This window comes from Cellulomonas sp., from assembly GCF_036279715.1.
Lineage (GTDB): Bacteria > Actinomycetota > Actinomycetes > Actinomycetales > Cellulomonadaceae > Cellulomonas_A.
Genome location: NZ_DASUIR010000163.1, coordinates 1 through 16163 on the forward strand (window position 1 = coordinate 1; position 16163 = coordinate 16163).

Annotated in this window: 14 protein-coding genes and 1 tRNA gene; 9 read left to right on the forward strand and 6 right to left on the reverse strand. The window is 73.8% G+C overall.

Going from position 1 to position 16163, the window contains the following annotated elements; translation table 11 throughout:
* Nucleotides 1–614: 614 nt before the first annotated feature.
* Nucleotides 615–1145, forward strand: a complete 531-nt coding sequence (locus tag VFW79_RS15225; RefSeq protein WP_329678149.1) for a phosphatase PAP2 family protein — start codon at nucleotides 615–617, stop codon at nucleotides 1143–1145.
* Here VFW79_RS15225 and VFW79_RS15230 read toward each other — a convergent pair.
* Nucleotides 1107–1179 (reverse strand) — tRNA-Arg (locus tag VFW79_RS15230). The genes VFW79_RS15225 and VFW79_RS15230 overlap by 39 nt on opposite strands.
* Before the next feature lie 131 nt (nucleotides 1180–1310).
* Between VFW79_RS15230 and VFW79_RS15235 the strand changes: the two genes are divergently transcribed.
* The 7 genes from VFW79_RS15235 to VFW79_RS15265 all read left to right on the forward strand — a co-directional run bounded on the left by VFW79_RS15235 (nucleotide 1311) and on the right by VFW79_RS15265 (nucleotide 11311).
* Entirely contained in the window at nucleotides 1311–3029 is a 1719-nt protein-coding gene (locus VFW79_RS15235) for a dynamin family protein (RefSeq protein ID WP_329678137.1), read from the forward strand.
* Between the two features lie 5 nt (nucleotides 3030–3034).
* The gene (locus VFW79_RS15240) at nucleotides 3035–4561 is read left to right on the forward strand and encodes a GTPase (RefSeq protein WP_329678150.1); all 1527 of its coding nucleotides are present in this window, start codon (nucleotides 3035–3037) and stop codon (nucleotides 4559–4561) included.
* A 136-nt stretch (nucleotides 4562–4697) separates the two neighbouring features.
* Entirely contained in the window at nucleotides 4698–5261 is a 564-nt protein-coding gene (locus VFW79_RS15245) for a single-stranded DNA-binding protein (RefSeq protein ID WP_329678138.1), read from the forward strand.
* Nucleotides 5262–5396: 135 nt separating this feature from the next.
* Complete coding sequence (gene ettA, locus VFW79_RS15250; protein ID WP_329678139.1) at nucleotides 5397–7079, forward strand: energy-dependent translational throttle protein EttA; 1683 nt, start codon at nucleotides 5397–5399, stop codon at nucleotides 7077–7079.
* An 11-nt stretch (nucleotides 7080–7090) separates the two neighbouring features.
* Nucleotides 7091–9037 carry a dynamin family protein gene (locus VFW79_RS15255; RefSeq protein ID WP_329678140.1) on the forward strand — a complete coding sequence of 649 codons (1947 nt, stop codon included), beginning with the start codon at nucleotides 7091–7093 and terminating at the stop codon, nucleotides 9035–9037.
* Nucleotides 9034–10755, forward strand: a complete 1722-nt coding sequence (locus tag VFW79_RS15260; protein ID WP_329678141.1) for a GTPase — start codon at nucleotides 9034–9036, stop codon at nucleotides 10753–10755. The genes VFW79_RS15255 and VFW79_RS15260 overlap by 4 nt, the downstream gene beginning before the upstream one ends.
* A 67-nt stretch (nucleotides 10756–10822) precedes the next feature.
* Entirely contained in the window at nucleotides 10823–11311 is a 489-nt protein-coding gene (locus VFW79_RS15265) for an acyl-CoA thioesterase (RefSeq protein ID WP_329678142.1), read from the forward strand.
* 22 nt (nucleotides 11312–11333) lie between these two features.
* Here VFW79_RS15265 and VFW79_RS15270 read toward each other — a convergent pair whose 3' ends face one another.
* From VFW79_RS15270 to VFW79_RS15280, 3 genes are all read right to left on the reverse strand, one after another.
* Nucleotides 11334–12926, reverse strand: a complete 1593-nt coding sequence (locus tag VFW79_RS15270) for an SDR family oxidoreductase (protein WP_329678143.1) — start codon at nucleotides 12924–12926, stop codon at nucleotides 11334–11336.
* Nucleotides 12927–12983: 57 nt separating this feature from the next.
* The gene (locus tag VFW79_RS15275) at nucleotides 12984–13865 is read right to left on the reverse strand and encodes an acyl-CoA thioesterase II (RefSeq protein WP_329678144.1); all 882 of its coding nucleotides are present in this window, start codon (nucleotides 13863–13865) and stop codon (nucleotides 12984–12986) included.
* An 89-nt stretch (nucleotides 13866–13954) separates the two neighbouring features.
* Entirely contained in the window at nucleotides 13955–14341 is a 387-nt protein-coding gene (locus VFW79_RS15280; RefSeq protein WP_329678145.1) for a globin, read from the reverse strand.
* A 164-nt stretch (nucleotides 14342–14505) separates the two neighbouring features.
* On the opposite strand from VFW79_RS15280, the gene VFW79_RS15285 reads away from it, so the two are divergent.
* Nucleotides 14506–14736, forward strand: a complete 231-nt coding sequence (locus VFW79_RS15285; protein ID WP_329678146.1) for a PTS glucose/sucrose transporter subunit IIB — start codon at nucleotides 14506–14508, stop codon at nucleotides 14734–14736.
* Nucleotides 14737–14744: 8 nt separating this feature from the next.
* Here VFW79_RS15285 and VFW79_RS15290 read toward each other — a convergent pair whose 3' ends face one another.
* Both VFW79_RS15290 and VFW79_RS15295 read right to left on the reverse strand, forming a co-directional pair.
* Entirely contained in the window at nucleotides 14745–15794 is a 1050-nt protein-coding gene (locus VFW79_RS15290; RefSeq protein WP_329678147.1) for a mechanosensitive ion channel family protein, read from the reverse strand.
* Nucleotides 15795–15804: 10 nt separating this feature from the next.
* The coding region (locus VFW79_RS15295; RefSeq protein ID WP_329678148.1) for a prolyl oligopeptidase family serine peptidase at nucleotides 15805–16163 on the reverse strand (359 nt) is incomplete at its 5' end.

Sequence of the window (16163 nt, forward strand, 5' to 3'; positions counted from 1 at the left end):
GGACGACCCGCACCCCGCACCGTCGTGCCCAGGTCGCTGGGCATCACCGCGCGGTGCCGCCGAGCGTCGACCGGAGCAGCGTGGCGACCAGGAGGGCGGTGTCGGGCGGGCGGCCGTCAGCGGGCACTGCGCGTGAACGCGCGGCGCGGAACGCGTCGGACCGGTTCGGGGTGCGCGAGCCCTCGCGGGCGGCCGATGCCTCGGCGAGCCGACGTTCGTGGTCGCGCACGACGAGGTCGAAGCTGCTGGTGGGATGCATGGTGGTGGTCTCCGTCGTACGGTCTGGATGGGCCTGGCCTGGCCCGGGAGGTCACCGCGGTGGATCCAGGGAACCACCGCGGTCGTGGTGCGGTCACGACCTTTTTGTGGCGCTTGACGCCGACGGTCTCGGTCGGGATGAACGCTCGGACGAGGGGGATGACGTGGCGGCAGTGTCGGGGCAGGACGCGTGGCGGAGCCGGACCGCCGTCCGAGCAGTGCTGCCGGGTGCGGTTCTCGTCGCGCTGGGCTTCGCAGTGTTCGTCGTCCTGCTGGACGGCGTGCGCGAGCGCGACGACCTGTCCTCGTTCGACCAACCGGTCCTCGACTGGCTCGTCGGGCACCGCGGACCCACCATGCGCGCGGTGTTCGCCGCGATCACGCTCGTGTCCGGTCCGCGCATCCTGCCGGCACTGGTGCTCGTCGCGTGCGCCGTATGGGTCGCCGTGCGACGTGAGTGGTGGCGGCCGGGGATCGTGGCGGCCGCGATGGTCGCCTCGACGCTGCTGTCGCTCGCGATCAAGAACCTGGTCGGACGCCCCAGGCCCCCGCTCGCGACCATGGACATCCCGGGGGCGGAGACGACCGCCTCGTTCCCGTCAGGGCACACGATGGGGACGGCGACGCTGCTGCTCGTCATCGGCTACCTGGCGTGGAGCCGGCACGCCGACCGCCGGAACCTCGTGGTCGGCGGCGCGGTGGCCGTCGTCGGCACGCTCGCCGTGGGCCTCAGCCGGCTCTACCTGGGCTACCACTTCTTGACGGACGTGCTGGCTGCGGTCGCGCTCGCGGTCGCTGTCCTGGGCTTTGTCGTCGTCGCCGACCGGCTGCACGGCCTGGACTCCGGGCGCCCCCAGCAGGACTCGAACCTGCAACCTACGGATTAGAAGGCCGTTGCTCTATCCATTGAGCTATGGGGGCTGGAACTGCCATGGATGAGCGTACGCGGAACGTCGCGCCGGGTCGTTGACCGACCGCGCCCCGCCAGGCCGCGCAGGGCCGGGCGGCGCGTTCGTTTGTCCTGGTCACCTCGTCAGGCGACTATAGGTACCGTGAGCGAGCAGGCAGGGACCTCAGTCGCCGACGGGGTGCTTGCGCGTCCCCTCGCCGCCATGTCCTTGCTCGACGCCGTCCGCGACCTTCGTCGCGACGTGGAGCGCACGGGCTTCCCGCTCGAGATCGCCTCCGTCGAAGCCGCGCGGGCGTCACGCGCGCGGCTCGTCGACCAGCTCGCCGACCATCTCGTCCCTCGGCTCGAGGAACTGTCGGCGCCCGCGATCGTCGTCGTCGCCGGGTCGACGGGAGCCGGCAAGTCGACGATCGTGAACTCGCTGCTCGGGACCGAGGTGACGGCGGCCGGTGTGCTCCGACCGACGACGCGCCGCCCGGTGCTCGTCCACCACCCCGACGACGCCGACCTGCTGGACAAGCACCCCGTCCTCGAGGCCGTCGAGGTGGTCGAGCACACGCGGGTGCCGCGCGGGATCGCCCTGCTCGACGCACCCGACCTCGACTCGGTGCTCGACTCCAACCGGGCCACGGCGCACCGGCTTCTCGAGGCCGCTGACCTCTGGCTCTTCGTCACCACCGCGGCGCGGTACGGCGACGCCCTGCCGTGGCAGGTCTTGCAGGGCGCCGTGGGGCGGGGTGCGTCGATCGCGATGGTCCTCAACCGCGTCGCCCCGGCGTCGCTCCCGACGGTGCGCGGCGATCTGCTCGAGCGCCTGCGTGGGCACGGCATGCAGGGTGCACCGCTCTTCGTGGTGCCCGACGTCGGCCCGCACGAGGGTCTCCTCGATCCCGCGATCCTCGCGCCCATCACACGGTGGCTGCAGATGCTCGCCGGGCTCGACCGCGCGCGGACGGTCATCGGTCGGACCCTGCGGGGGTCGCTCGCCGCGCTGCGCCCCTGGGTCGACGAGCTCGCCGAGGCGGTGCAGGCGCAGGCGGATGCCGCGGTCGTGCTGGCCGCCGAGCTGGACGTCGCTGCGCAGGGTCCCGAGCAGGCTGCGCGGGCGGCGGTGCACGGTGGTGTCGTGGCCGACGGTGCAGCGAGGGCGCGGTGGGCCGAGCTGGCTGCCGCCGGCGGACCGCTCGCGACCGTCGTGCGCTCGTCGGGCCGCGTCGACCGGTCCCGTCGGGCCGGGCGCGCTCGAGCAGAGGCGCTGGCCCCGCTCGTCGACGCCCTCACGCGATCCGCCGCCGCGAACCTCACAGCGGCTGGTGCGCGCGCCGAGCTCGTGCTGCGCACCCACCTGCGCGGCGCCGGCGCGCCCGACGGCGGTCCCTCGCTCGATGCGGCCTGGTCCGAGCCGGAGGACGCCACGGCGCGCTCCGCGTCGGCAGAGTCCTCGGCGCGGGCATGGGTGGGCTCCGCGGCTGCCGTAGCAACCGAGGCGCTGCGCCGGGCGGCGCTCGAGCCGAGCCACGAGGCGGTCCGCAACCGTGGTCGCCACGCCGTGCGCGCCGCCAAGCGTGCCGCCAAGCGCGCTGAACGCGCGGAACGTGCGCTCGGGCTGCCGGGACTCGCGGCCGTCGCGCTCGCGGCCGCTGCGGGGCTGGAGCCGGCGCGAGCGCTCCTGGCCGATCTTCTCGGCACTGCGGGGACGTGGGCGAGCGACGAGCTGCGCGCCGACCTTGCGGACCGGGGCGCCGCGGAGGTCGCGCGCGAACGCGCCGCCGTCGGGGAGCTGCTCGACGACCCCGACCTGGCGTCGGACGCCTCGTCGCTGCTGCGGCTGCGGCTCGCGGTGCTGAAGGGGTTGACGTGACGGAGATGACGAGGGCCGTCGAGCGGGAGGGTTTCGGCGCCGTGCACGGTCACCTGGCCGGCGCGGCGACGCGCGAGCTGACCCGGCGCGTCGAACAGGTCGACGAGGCCCTCGACGTCGGTGGCGAGCGCCTGGACCCGGCCGTCGCCGCGCGCATCGCGGTGTCGGTCGCGCAGGTCCGGGAACGTCTCGAGCTCGGCGTCGACCACACCATCGTCGCGTTGCTCGGCGGTACGGGGTCGGGGAAGTCCAGCCTCTTCAACGCGGTCTGCGGGCTTGAGTTCGCCGACGTCGGGGTCAAGCGCCCGACCACGTCCGAGGTGTCCGCGTGCGTGTGGGGCGAGGGCGGTGAGGCGCTGCTCGACTGGCTCGGGGTGGACGTCGACCGGCGGATCGAACGTGAGAGCCTGCTCGACGGCGAGACCGAGGCGCCGCTGCGCGGGCTCGTCCTGCTCGACCTGCCTGACCACGACTCGATCGCCCCGGCGCACCGCGTCGTGGTCGACAGGCTCGTACCGATGGCTGACCTGCTCGTCTGGGTCGTCGACCCGCAGAAGTACGCGGACGACGCCCTGCACTCGGGGTACCTGCGTCATCTCGTCGGGCACGAGGCGTCGATGGTCGTCGTGCTCAACCAGGTCGACACGCTCGGTCCGGACGTCCGCAACGAGCTCGTCGTCGACCTGGCGCGGCTGCTGGTCGAGGACGGTCTCGAGGGTGTCGCGATCCGGACCGCGTCGGCGCGAACCGGCGAGGGGGTGCCCGAGCTCCGCGACCAGCTCGCCGCGGTCGTCGCTCGGCGCAGCGTGGCGGCCGAGCGGGCAGGGGCCGAGCTCAACGACGCGGCCACGCTGCTCGGGAGCCAGGTGGCCGGACGCGAGCCCGGTTCGGCTCGGCTCGACGTGACCCACGTGGTCGACGTGCTGACGGAGGCTGCTGGCCTGCGCGCGATCGCCGACGCTGTCGGCGCGGTCGTCCGCGGCGGAGCGCGGGCCGTCCCCGCCTTCGGCCTGGTGCAAACAGACACCGTCGCCCTCGCGCGGGCGGGATGGCTCGCCTCGGTGACGCGCGCGGTGCCGGTGCGGTGGCAGGAGGCGGTCGCTGCGCGGGTCGCCTCGGCGGACCAGCTGCGGCGCGAGGTCGACGACGTCCTGGCGCACGTCACGGTGGCCACGCGCCGTTCACGGCTTGCGACGGGCCTGTTCGCCTCGTCCCTCGTGGTCGCCGGGTGCGCGCTCGCGGCGGGGTCGGTCGCGCTGGGCTTGCGTCTCGGTCGTGGGTCGGGGACGGCCGACGACAACCCGTGGGCCTGGCTGGCCGCGGCCGCGCTGCTCGGGGGCGCGGTTCTCCTCGCCGTCGGGGCGCACGTGGCGCGCCGGGCCGCGGCCCGACGACGCTCGGAGCGGGTGTTGCGCGAGGGCCGCGCCGCGCTCGAGGGTGTCGCGCGCCGGCTGCTGGCCGACCCGACGGTCGAGGTCTTCGCCGAGCACCGCCGCGTGCGTGAGCTCGCCGACGCCGTGACTGCCCGCTGACTGCGTCGCACCACCCACAGCCCCGAACCCCGCTGGGCGCTTCCACCACCGCGGCGCGTGCCCGGCAGGACGACGACGCCCCGTTCCACGCTTCCTCCGTGAGCCGGCACTCGCCGGCGTTCGACGAGGAGGACGCATGAGCACCAACGAGCTGACCCTGACGCTGGTCGGGTGGCTGGGCACCGAGCCGCGGCACTACCCGGGCACCAACGGTGCGACGCCGTTCACGACGTTCCGGATGGCGAGCACGCGCCGCTGGTTCGACCGCGAGAAGGGCGTGTGGGCGGACGGCCGCACCGAGTGGTTCACCGTGAAGAGCTGGCGCAGCGCGGCCCGCAACGTCTCGGAGTCGCTGCGCAAGGGCGACCCGGTGGTCGTCCACGGGCGGCTCTCGACCGAGGAGTGGAGCGGCCCCGACGGCACTCGGACGGCGCTCGTGCTCGACGCGATCGGGATCGGTCCGGACCTCACCTACGGTTCGGCCCGCTACTCCCGCACCGTGCACGGGAGCGGCCGCGGACCGGAGGACGCCGAGGGCGAGATCGCGATGGCCGACGGCGAGCCGGCGCCGGGTGACCCGGCCCCGGACGAGCTCGAGGACCTCGAGCTCGACGACGACGCCCTCGACGACGCGTCGGTCGACCTCGACCCGCTCGACGGGCTGGCCGAGGGAGCCCTCTCGCTCGCCGGCGCGAGGTGATCGCCTAGGGTGGGGGCCAGGACTACACCGTGCCGGGTCGCCCGGCTCGCGCTGCGCCGCGTGCGCGCGCAGCCGGGTCGACCGGGCCGGCCCCACCCCGACCAACCCCCGAGCACCGAGGCGGACGAAGAGCCAGTGGCTGAGTTCATCTACACCATGTACAAGACGCGCAAGGCGCACGGCGACAAGGTCATCCTCGATGACGTCACCCTGAACTTCCTGCCCGGCGCGAAGATCGGCGTCGTCGGCCCGAACGGTGCCGGGAAGTCGACGATCCTGAAGATCATGGCCGGGCTCGAGCAGCCGTCGAACGGTGAGGCGCGCCTGAGCCCGGGGTACACGGTGGGCATCCTCATGCAGGAGCCGGCGCTCAACGAGGACAAGACGGTCCTCGGCAACGTCGAGGAGGGCGTCGCCGAGATCAAGGGCAAGATCGACCGCTTCAACGAGATCTCCGCGCTGATGGCCGAGCCCGACGCCGACTTCGACACGCTGCTCGAGGAGATGGGCGTCCTGCAGGAGGCCATCGACGCAGCCGAGGCCTGGGACCTCGACGCGCAGCTCGAACAGGCTATGGACGCGCTGCGGTGCCCCCCGCCCGACGCCGACGTCTCGGTGCTGTCCGGTGGTGAGCGGCGTCGCGTCGCCCTGTGCAAGCTGCTCCTGGAGAAGCCCGACCTGCTGCTCCTCGACGAGCCCACCAACCACCTCGACGCCGAGAGCGTGCTGTGGCTCGAGCAGCACCTGGCGGCCTACCACGGCGCGATCCTGGCGGTCACCCACGACCGGTACTTCCTCGACCACGTCGCGGAGTGGATCTGTGAGGTCGACCGCGGCCGCCTCTACCCGTACGAGGGCAACTACTCGACGTACCTCGAGAAGAAGCAGGCCCGCCTCGAGGTCCAGGGCAAGAAGGACCAGAAGCTCGCCAAGCGGCTCGCGGAAGAGCTCGCGTGGGTGCGGTCGAACGCCAAGGGACGCCAGACGAAGTCCAAGTCGCGACTCGCGCGCTACGAGGAGATGGCGGCCGAGGCCGACCGCACGCGCAAGCTCGACTTCGAGGACATCCAGATCCCGCCGGGTCCGCGGCTCGGGGGGCTCGTCCTCGAGGCGAACAACCTGCGCAAGGGCTTCGACGACCGCGTGCTCATCGACGGGCTCAGCTTCACGCTGCCGCGCAACGGCATCGTCGGGGTGATCGGGCCGAACGGCGTCGGCAAGACGACCCTGTTCAAGACGATCGTCGGTCTCGAGCCGCTCGACGGTGGCGAGCTCAAGATCGGTGAGACGGTCAAGATCTCGTACGTCGACCAGTCTCGCGGCGGCATCGACCCGAAGAAGTCGCTGTGGGAGGTCGTCTCCGACGGCCTCGACTACATCAAGGTCGGCAACGTCGAGATGCCCTCGCGGGCGTACGTCGCGGCGTTCGGGTTCAAGGGCCCCGACCAGCAGAAGGCTGCCGGGATCCTCTCGGGTGGCGAGCGCAACCGGCTCAACCTGGCGCTGACGCTCAAGGAGGGCGGCAACCTGCTGCTCCTCGACGAGCCCACCAACGACCTCGACGTCGAGACGCTCGGGTCGCTCGAGAACGCCCTGCTCGAGTTCCCGGGCTGTGCGGTGGTCGTCTCGCACGACCGGTGGTTCCTGGACCGGGTCGTCACGCACATCCTCGCGTACGAGGGCACCGCGGAGGACCCGGGCAGCTGGTACTGGTTCGAGGGCAACTTCGCGTCCTATGAGGAGAACAAGGTCGCGCGGCTGGGCCCGGATGCCGCCCGTCCGCATCGGGTGACGTACCGCAAGCTGACCCGCGACTGAGCGGGGCGACGGTGGACGAGCGGCGGCACGGCGAGACCCTCGACGCCCTCGGGGTGCTGCGCTCGCGTGTCGCCGACGTCCGCCTGGCCCTCGACCTGCCGTCAGCGGTCCAGGCCCGCGTGGACCGTGCCCAGCTGCTCGACCAGATCGACGACTACCTCTTGCCGCGCCTGCGGTCGGACGCGGCGCCGCTGCTCGTCGTGGTCGGGGGGTCGACGGGAGCGGGGAAGTCCACGCTCGTCAACTCGCTGCTCGGTGCCCAGGTGAGCCCGGCAGGTGTCCTGCGCCCGACGACGCGTTGGCCGGTGCTCGTCCACCACCCGCTCGACGAGCGGTGGTTCAGCACCGACCGCATCCTTCCCGGGCTCCCGCGCCTGACCGGGGGCGACCGTGCCGCTGCGGTCGACCATGAGCCGGGCGCCCGAGTCGGGCTGCGGCTCGTCGCGTCGGATGCGCTGCCGCTCGGGCTCGCCCTCCTCGACGCGCCGGACATCGACTCGGTCGTCGCGGAGAACCGGGCGCTGGCGACGCAGCTCCTCGGCGCTGCCGACCTGTGGCTCTTCGTCACCACGGCGGCTCGGTACGCCGACGCGGTCCCGTGGGAGCTGCTCGAGGCGGCCGAGCGTCGCCGCGTCCACCTTGCGCTCGTCCTCGACCGGGTCGACGCGGGCGCCGTGACCCCGGTCGCCACGCACCTGCGTCAGATGCTGGATGCGCACGGGTTGCACGACGCGACGATCCTGCTCGTGCCGGAGAGCGTCCCGGTCGAGGGCCTGCTCCCGGAGCGGTCGGTCGGCGCGGTCGCCGACTGGCTCACAGCGCTCGGCGGCGACCCGGCAGCGCGCGCCACGGTCATCGCCGGCACGCGCGACGGCGTCACGCGCGACGTGCTCGTGCGGGCCGGTGCCGTCGCGGCGGCCGCCGACGACCAGCGGCACGCCGATGCCCGCCTGCGGGCCGCCGTGGCCTCGGCGTACGCCGACGCCGCCGAGCAGGTCCTGCGGGCGACGTCCGACGGCACGCTGCTGCGGGGAGAGGTGCTGGCGCGTTGGCAGGACGTCGTGGGCACCGGCGAGTTCCTCCGGGCGGTCGAGCAGAAGGTGTCACGGGCCCGTGACCGGCTCGTCGCGGCCGTGCGTGGTCGGCGTGCTCCTGAGCCAGCGCTCGCGACCGCCATCGGGCACGGCCTCGAGGCGGTCGTCCTGGACGCAGCCGAGGAGGCCGCCGAGCGCGCACACGCCGTCTGGCGGAACGACCCCTCGGGTGCGGGGCTGCTCCAGGGCCTGGACCTCTCGCGCTCGTCGAGCGAGCTGCGCAGTCAGGTGGCCGACCAGATCCGTGCCTGGCAGTCCGACGTGCTCGCGCTCGTCGAGCAGGAGGGCGCAGGCAAGCGCTCCACGGCACGTGCGGTCTCCTACGGCGTCAACGGTCTCGGGGCCACGCTGATGGTGGCCGTCTTCGCCTCGACCGGCGGCCTCACGGGCGCCGAGGTCGGGATCGCGGGAGGGACCGCCCTGCTCGCCCAACGGCTTCTCGAGGCGGTCTTCGGGGACGAGGCGGTGCGTCAGCTCACGAGGCGCGCGCACGAGCGCCTCGCGGTGCGGGTCAGGGCTGTGCTCGCGGGGCAGTCCGTGCGGTACACCGCCCAGCTCGACGCGCTCGGGACGGCCGAGGCCAGCGGCGACGCCGTGCGCGCTGCGGTCCGCGACGTGGCCGCATCCCAGGATGCCGTGGAGCTCGAGCGGGTGGCGGCCGGCGCAACCCCGTCGGTCGACGATGCCGGATCGAGCGGCACCGGTCACGGGCATCTGCGCGGCGCCGGCCTCGGTCCCGCTCTGGTCGACGACGCGACGCTCCGGGCGGCTGCGTCTGGCGCCGCCGAGGCGGAGAGCCCCAGCACGAACCGGCTGCGCGCCTGGTGGCGCAAGGTCGTGCGTGGCGACGAGTCGGCCACGTGACTGCCCGCCGCCGGTCGACGGGCAGCGGGCCTGATCTTGCCGCGCGCATCGAGGCGCTCGACGACGCCGTCGTGGCCGCACGCGGACGCCTGCCCGACGCGGTCCTCGAGCCCGCGACCGCCATCGTGGCGCGCGCGCGAGCGCGCATGGCACTGTCCGGCGAGTACACGGTCGTGGCACTGGCCGGGTCGACAGGCTCGGGCAAGTCGTCGCTCTTCAATGCGCTCGCGGGCGCCGACCTCGCCGTGCCGGGAGTGCGTCGGCCGACGACCGGCCAGCCGATGGCCGCCGTGTGGCCCGCCCCGACGACCACGGACAGTCCCGCTGGAGCAGCCCTCGGAGTGGAGCCGTTCCGGCGGCTGGCGACCGGCTCGCGCAGCGGCGGAGCGCACGCGCTGCTCGACTGGCTCGAGGTCGACCAGCGGCACGTGATGGAACGGCCGGCCGCCGGGGCCGAGCAGCCGCCCGGCGACGACGCGGTCGCCACGGGACTGGTGCTGCTCGACCTCCCGGACCACGACTCCGTCGAGACCGCGCACCGGGTCCGTGCCGAGCGCCTGTACGAGCGGGTCGACCTGCTGGTGTGGGTCGTCGACCCGCAGAAGTACGCCGATGCCGCGCTCCACGTGCGGTACCTGCGACCACTCGCCGCGCATGCGGACGTCATCGTGCTCGTGCTCAACCATGCCGACCGGCTGACGGCCGACGAGCGTGACCGGTGCCTGGCGGACCTCGCCCGCCTGGCCGCGCAGGACGGACTGGGGGCCGTCCCGGTGCTCGCCACGAGCGCCCGCACCGATGAGGGCGTCGCGGAGCTGCGAGAGCGGCTCGTCGAGGCGGCGCGGCGACGAGCCGCAGCGACCGATCGGGTCCGTGCTGACGTGCGTCAAGCCGCCTGGTCCGTGCTGGCGGCCTGCGGGGCCGCCCCGGCGCCGGTCGTCGAGCGGGACGCGCGTGCGCGGCTCGTCGACGAGCTCCAGCTGGCCGCGGGGATCCCCGTTGTGGTCGAGGCCGTGCGCCGGTCGGCCGCGCGTCGCGCGCACGTCGCGACCGGGTGGCCGCCGACGCGGTGGCTCGCCTCGATGCGCGCGGACCCGCTGCGTCGCCTCGGGCTCGGCGTCGGGCGCGGCACCCCCGACCGGCCCGACCTGTCCCGGACCTCGTTGCCGCCGTTCGGCCCCGTCGCGCGCTCGCGCGCGTCGAGCGCGGTCCGGGCCTACTGCGACACCGCCATGTCCGGCGCCCCGGACACGTGGGTGCTGAGCGCGCGGGCCCGCGCGACCGCCGTCGGCCTGGGCGACGCGCTCGACCAGGCGGTGGCGGGCACCCGGCTCGTCGCAGCGCGACCGCCCGCGTGGTGGCGCGCGCTCGGCTGGCTGCAGTGGGCGCTGCTCGGAGTCGTGGTCGTGGGCCTCGTCTGGCTCGGACTGCTCGCGGGCGCGACCTACGCTCGCCTCCCCGAGCCGACCACGCCGACCTGGTGGGGGCTCCCGGCCCCGACGGTGCTGGCGATCGGTGGCGTCCTCACAGGCGTGCTCGTCGCGCTGGCCGGTCGGCTGCTGGGTGCGGTGGGTGCGCGTCGTGCCGCGAGCCGCGCGCGTCGCCACCTGCGGCTCGCGGTCGAGGTCGTCGTCGGTGCGCGCGTCGTGGATCCCGTGTCCGCCGAGCTGCTGGCGCTGGCACAGTGCCGTGACGCCGCTCGGCGCGCCGCCGCCTGAACCCGCTCGCAGGCTCGCTGCGCCGACACGGTAGCGTCGCGCCGAGGTCGACCGAAGGAGACGCTCCATGGCAAGGCTCGAAGTCCACGTGCAGCTGCGGTGGTCCGACATGGACGCGTACGCGCACGTCAACAACGTCGAGATGCTGCGGCTTCTCGAGGAAGCCCGGATCGAGGCGTTCTGGAGCCACCCGGCTGCGCCCGATGGCACGCCGGTCGACGGGGCGTGGCCGACCGCGGTGCTCGATGCCGGTCCGGGGGCCGCGCTGTCGACGCTGGTCGCGCGCCAGGAGATCGAGTACCTCCGACCGCTCGGGTACCGCCGCGCGCCCGTGGTCGTCGAGCTGTGGATCGGGCGCCTGGGGTCCGCGAGCCTCGACGTCTGCTACGAGGTCAGGGAAGCCCCTTCGGCCGAGGGAGGCACCGTGTACGCGCGCGCCATCACGACGCTCGTGCTCGTCGACGCGTCGGGCGCGCCGACCCGCATCGGGCGAGAGGTCCGGGCGGCATGGGAGCCGTACGTGGAGGCTCCGGTCGAGCTTCGCCGCCGGCGCTGAGGCGCTGAGCGAGCCGAGCCGCTCAGCGATCGGTGCGGGCCCTCTCGACCGTGGCGGCGGCCCGTGCGATACCGCGCTGCATCCCCCCGAACACGACGCCGTGGAACGGGTAGACCGCCCACCAGTACAGCTGGCCCGCGAGGCCGTGCGGGTGGAACAGCGCGCGCTGGGCGAAGACCGTGTGCTGGTCGTCCGGCCCGGGCTCGACGCGCAGCTCGAGCCACGCGAGCCCCGGAAGCCGCATCTCGGCGCGCAGGCGCAGCAACCGGCCCGGCGCGACCTCCTCGACCCGCCAGAAGTCGACGGCGTCGTCGACGAGCAGCTGACCCTGGACGCGCCGGCCGCGCCGCAGCCCCGGGCCGCCGACGACGCGGTCGAGCAGCCCGCGCACCTGCCACGCGAGCGCCCACGAGTACCAGCCACGTTCGCCACCGACGGCCTCGATGACCCGCCACAACGCCGCGGGGGAGGCCTCGACCGTGACCCGCCGCTCGTCGACGTACAGCGATCCGCCCGCCCAGCCCGGGTCGCTGGGCAGGGGGTCGCTCGGAGCGCCCACCACCGACGCCGACGACCAGCGCGTCGTCACGTCGGCGTCCTGGACGCGCCGCAGCGCGAGCCGCACCGCACGGTCGAAGCCGATGAGCCCTCCCGGCGGGTCCGGGACGAACCGCGCGATGTCATGCTCCTTGCAGATCACCTCGTGGACGAGCGACTCGACGAGCGGTCGGGCGAGGCCAGCAGGCACGGGCGTGACGAGGGTGACCCACAGGCTCGACAGCCGCGGGGTGAGCACGCCGACCCCGACGATCAGCCGACGGGGGAGCCCCGCGATCGCCGCGTAGCGCTGCATCATCTCCCGGTACGTCAGCACGTCGGGCCCGCCGATGTCGAAGCCGCGGCTCACGTCGGGCGGCATCGCCGCCGATCCGACGAGGTAGCGCAGGACGTCGCGGATGGAGATCGGCTGGATCCGGTTCTCGACCCACCGCGGGACGGTCATGGCGGGCAGCCGCTCGGTGAGGTAGCGCATCATCTCGAACGACGCCGACCCCGATCCGAGGATGACCGCAGCCCGCAGGACCGTCGTCGGGACGCCGGACGCGAGCAGGATCTCGCCGACCTCGGTGCGCGACGCGAGGTGCGGGGAGAGCTCCTCTCCGTGGGGGTGGAGTCCGCCGAGGTAGACGATCCGGCGCACGCCGGCCTCGCGGGCCGCCTGGGCGAACACGAGCGCGGTGTGCCGGTCGCGCGCCTCGAAGGTGTGCCCTGTGCCGAGCGAGTGGATGAGGTAGTAGGCGATGTCCACCCCGTCGAGGGCTGCCCGGATCTGCGCCGCCTCGCCCGCGTCGGCCACGGCGGTCTCGACGTCAGCGAACCACGAGCGCCCGCGCAGCCGGTCGGGGTGCCGGGCCACGGCGCGCACGCGGTAGCCCGCGGCAAGGAGCTCGGGCACCAGTCGGCCCCCGACATAGCCGGTCACGCCGGTGACGGCGACGAGCGGTGCCCGTTCGGGCCGAGGCGCGCTGCCCGGCGATCCTGGGACGAGCCCGGCGAGCGTGGCGGCGACCGGTTCGGGGAGCAGGTCAGGGAAGGGGTCAACGTCGTCGGCCATGGCGCAGTCTCACCCGGCTCGGGTCAGCCCGCACATCGGGGGCGGGGCGGACGTCGGTCAGCTTGACGGGACGCGCACCATGCCCTCCTGGGCGATCGACGCGACGAGCGTGCCGTCGCGCGAGAAGACCTGGGTCGCGCCGAGGCCCCGGCCGCCCTGCGCGCTCGGGCTCGACTGGGCGAACAGCAGCCACTCGTCGACCCGGACGTCCCGGTGCCACCACATCGCGTGGTCGAGGCTCGCGATCGACAGTCCCGGGGTCATCCAGCTGTTGCCGCTGCGCCGCAGGATCGGCTCGAGCATCACCTGGTCGCACGCGTAGGCGAGCAGGGCGCGGTGCAGCAGCTGGTCGTCCGGGATCGGGTTGCGGGAGCGGACCCAGACGAGCTGGCGGCCGGAGGTGTCCGCGGGGGGCCCGAGGTAGATCGACCCGTTCACGTGCCGGACGTCGAAGGCGCTCTCCGTCGTCCAGAACTTCGCCACGGGGTGGTCGATCCCGGCCAGCACCTCGTCGGTCGAGCCGACGTCGTCGGGATCGGGTGCCGACGGCATCGGGTCCGCGTAGTCGAGGCCGTCCTGCTGCGCCTGGAACGACGCGACCATCGACAGGATCGGCACGCCCCCCTGGAACGCGTGCGTGTGGCGGGCGCTGAACGAGCGGCCGTCGCGCAGCCGTTCGACGGCGAAGTCGATCGGCTCGCTCGCGTCGCCCGCCCGCAGGAAGTACCCGTGCAGCGAGTGGGGGAGCCGGTCGGCGTCGAGCAGCGTCCGGCCCGCCGCGATGAGCGCCTGGGCGAGGACCTGCCCGCCGAACACGCGTCCGCCGGGCCGCGGCAGGCTGATCCCGCTGAACGTGTCCGGCTCGCCGGGGTACGGGACCAGGTCGAGGGCCGCGAGGAGCGTGCTCGTCGGGTCGGGGGCTGCAGGCACGAGAGTCATCGGGTGACGTCCGGCGAGGTCGGGAGGGCACGGGGGGTCATGCGGCCAGCGTCTCACGAGGGCGGCGGTGGACCGAGTCGCTCCGCGCGTCAGTCGTCGAAGGTGTTGATCATGGAGTGCGCGGCCCGCTCGAGGTAGTCCCAGAGCTCGGCCTGGTGCAGCGGCGCGAGCCCGAGCGAGTCGACAGCGACCCGCATGTGGCCGAGCCAGCGGTCCCGCGCGTCGGGGTTCACCTTGTACGGGGCATGGCGCGCGCGCAGACGGGGATGTCCCCGCTGGTCGGAGTAGGTCGTAGGGCCACCCCAGTACTGCTCGAGGAACAGTGTGAGGCGCTCGGCGGCCGGGCCCAGGTCCTCCTCGGGGTACATCGCCCGCAGCGCCGGGTCCGCAGCCACGCCGCGGTAGAACTCGTCGACCAGCCGCACGAACGTGTCGTGACCGCCGATCACGGTGTAGAAGGAGTCGGTCCGCGTCACCGCCCCAGTCTCGCACCGCCGGCCGGTCCCGCCCGCACGGGTGCGAGGACTCCGGGCCGCGACGCCTGATCTGCCGTGTCGCTGGCCCGCCGGCACGCGCTGGTTGCGGGTGCGCGGACTACGCTGGGCAGACCGTGCGCCAGGTAGACGAGCTGGGGAGTTCGATGAGCAAGGCAGAGCAGATCCTCGCAGCGCTGGGTGGGGACGCGAACATCGTGGACCTCGAACCGTGCATCACACGCCTGCGCGTCGAGGTGACCGACCCGCAGCTCGTGGACGAGGCAGCACTCAAGGCGACCGGCGCGTTCGGCGTCGTGCGCTCGGGCCGAATCGTCCAGGTGATCGTCGGCCCCGAGGCGGACAACCTCGCCGCCGAGCTGGAGACGTTGCGCTGAGGTAGGTCTCAGTCCTCGTCGGTCTCCGCAGCCGGGACGTCCGGCGGCAGAGCGCGCACGGTCACGCCGGTCGGGCTCGCGACCCGCTCGCGTTCGGCCGCAAGGAGGTCGCGCTGCCCTCCGAGCGGGATGCCGGCGCGCGTCAGGACCTCGCGGACCGCGACCCGCAGCTCGCGCGCGACGTCCCACTGCATCGCGGGCGCGGTGGTGACGCTGAGCCGGAGAGTGACGGCGTCGAACGTCACGTCCTCGATCCCGGTCACCGTCGGCGCACCCTGAAGGTAGGTGCCGATGACCGGGTCGGCCGCCACGCGAGCGGCCGCCTCCGTGAGCAGGCCGCGCACCTCGTCGAGGTCGGCGAAGTAGTCGACGCTCACCTCGACGACGGCCTTCGCCCAGCCCTGGGTCTTGTTCCCCACGCGGGTCATGGTGCCGTTGGGGACGTACCAGAGCGTCCCCGCGGAGTCGCGGATCTTGGTCACCCGCAGCCCCACGGCCTCGACGGTGCCCACGGTGCCCGCACCGGGGCCGACGTCGACGACGTCGCCGACCCCGTACTGGTCCTCGAGCAGCATGAACACTCCGGACAGGAAGTCCTTGACGAGGCTCTGCGCGCCGAAGCCGACCGCGACCCCGACGATGCCCGCGGAGGCGATGAACGGGGCGATGTTCATGCCGAGCGTGTCGAGCACCAGGAGGAACACAAGGGTCCCGACGACGATCGTCGCGGTCGAGCGGAGCACCGAGCCCACGGTGCGCGCGCGCTGCGCCCGCCGCGCCGACGCGAGCGGTCCGACGCGGCGCAGCAGCGACGAACCGGTGTCGTCCGCCCCCTCGACGATGTGCTGCGTCACGGACCGGATGACCACGCGCAGAGCGAGGAGCGCGAGCGCGCCGACGAGCAGGATCACCGCGAGGCGCACGCCCGTGCCGAGGAACCACCGCGCGAAGGCGTTCGCGTGCTGGACGAGGTCCTCCTGCGTGAGCCCGGAGGATGACGGCGACGGCGACGGATCTGCGGCGAGCAGGTCAGACGACAGCTGGACGAGGGTGGTCACGGCGCCCACGCTATCGAGCGCTGCCGGCAAGGCCGGTGCGGTCCGCCACGAACTGCAGCTGCTCGACCGTGACCGCGATGGTCCGTGACAACGCACGGCCACCGTGCCCGACGCCGGTCTCACGGCGCACGAGGATCGGCGCGGCGTTCGCCTCGGCGCTCGTGGAGGCCTGCAGCGCTGCTGCGAGCTTGCGGGCGTGCAGCGGGTCGACCCGTGTGTCCCCCTCGAAGACCGTGAACAGCGTCGCGGGGTAGGCCGCGGGCTCCGGGGCGGCGAGCGCGACGTGGTACGGGGAGTACTCGAGCAGCCACGCGAGCTCGTGCGCCTGATCGGCGTCGCCGTACTCCTCCGACCAGGTCACGCCGAGAC

Excerpts from the sequence above, each read along its gene's own strand:
- VFW79_RS15240 (WP_329678150.1), top strand. The coding sequence starts at position 3,035 with ATGACGAGGGCCGTCGAGCGGGAGGGTTTCGGCGCCGTGCACGGTCAC.
- VFW79_RS15275 (WP_329678144.1), bottom strand. The coding sequence starts at position 13,865 with ATGACTCTCGTGCCTGCAGCCCCCGACCCGACGAGCACGCTCCTCGCG.
- VFW79_RS15245 (WP_329678138.1), top strand. The coding sequence starts at position 4,698 with ATGAGCACCAACGAGCTGACCCTGACGCTGGTCGGGTGGCTGGGCACC.
- VFW79_RS15265 (WP_329678142.1), top strand. The coding sequence starts at position 10,823 with ATGGCAAGGCTCGAAGTCCACGTGCAGCTGCGGTGGTCCGACATGGAC.
- VFW79_RS15270 (WP_329678143.1), bottom strand. The coding sequence starts at position 12,926 with ATGGCCGACGACGTTGACCCCTTCCCTGACCTGCTCCCCGAACCGGTC.
- VFW79_RS15225 (WP_329678149.1), top strand. The coding sequence starts at position 615 with ATGCGCGCGGTGTTCGCCGCGATCACGCTCGTGTCCGGTCCGCGCATC.
- VFW79_RS15285 (WP_329678146.1), top strand. The coding sequence starts at position 14,506 with ATGAGCAAGGCAGAGCAGATCCTCGCAGCGCTGGGTGGGGACGCGAAC.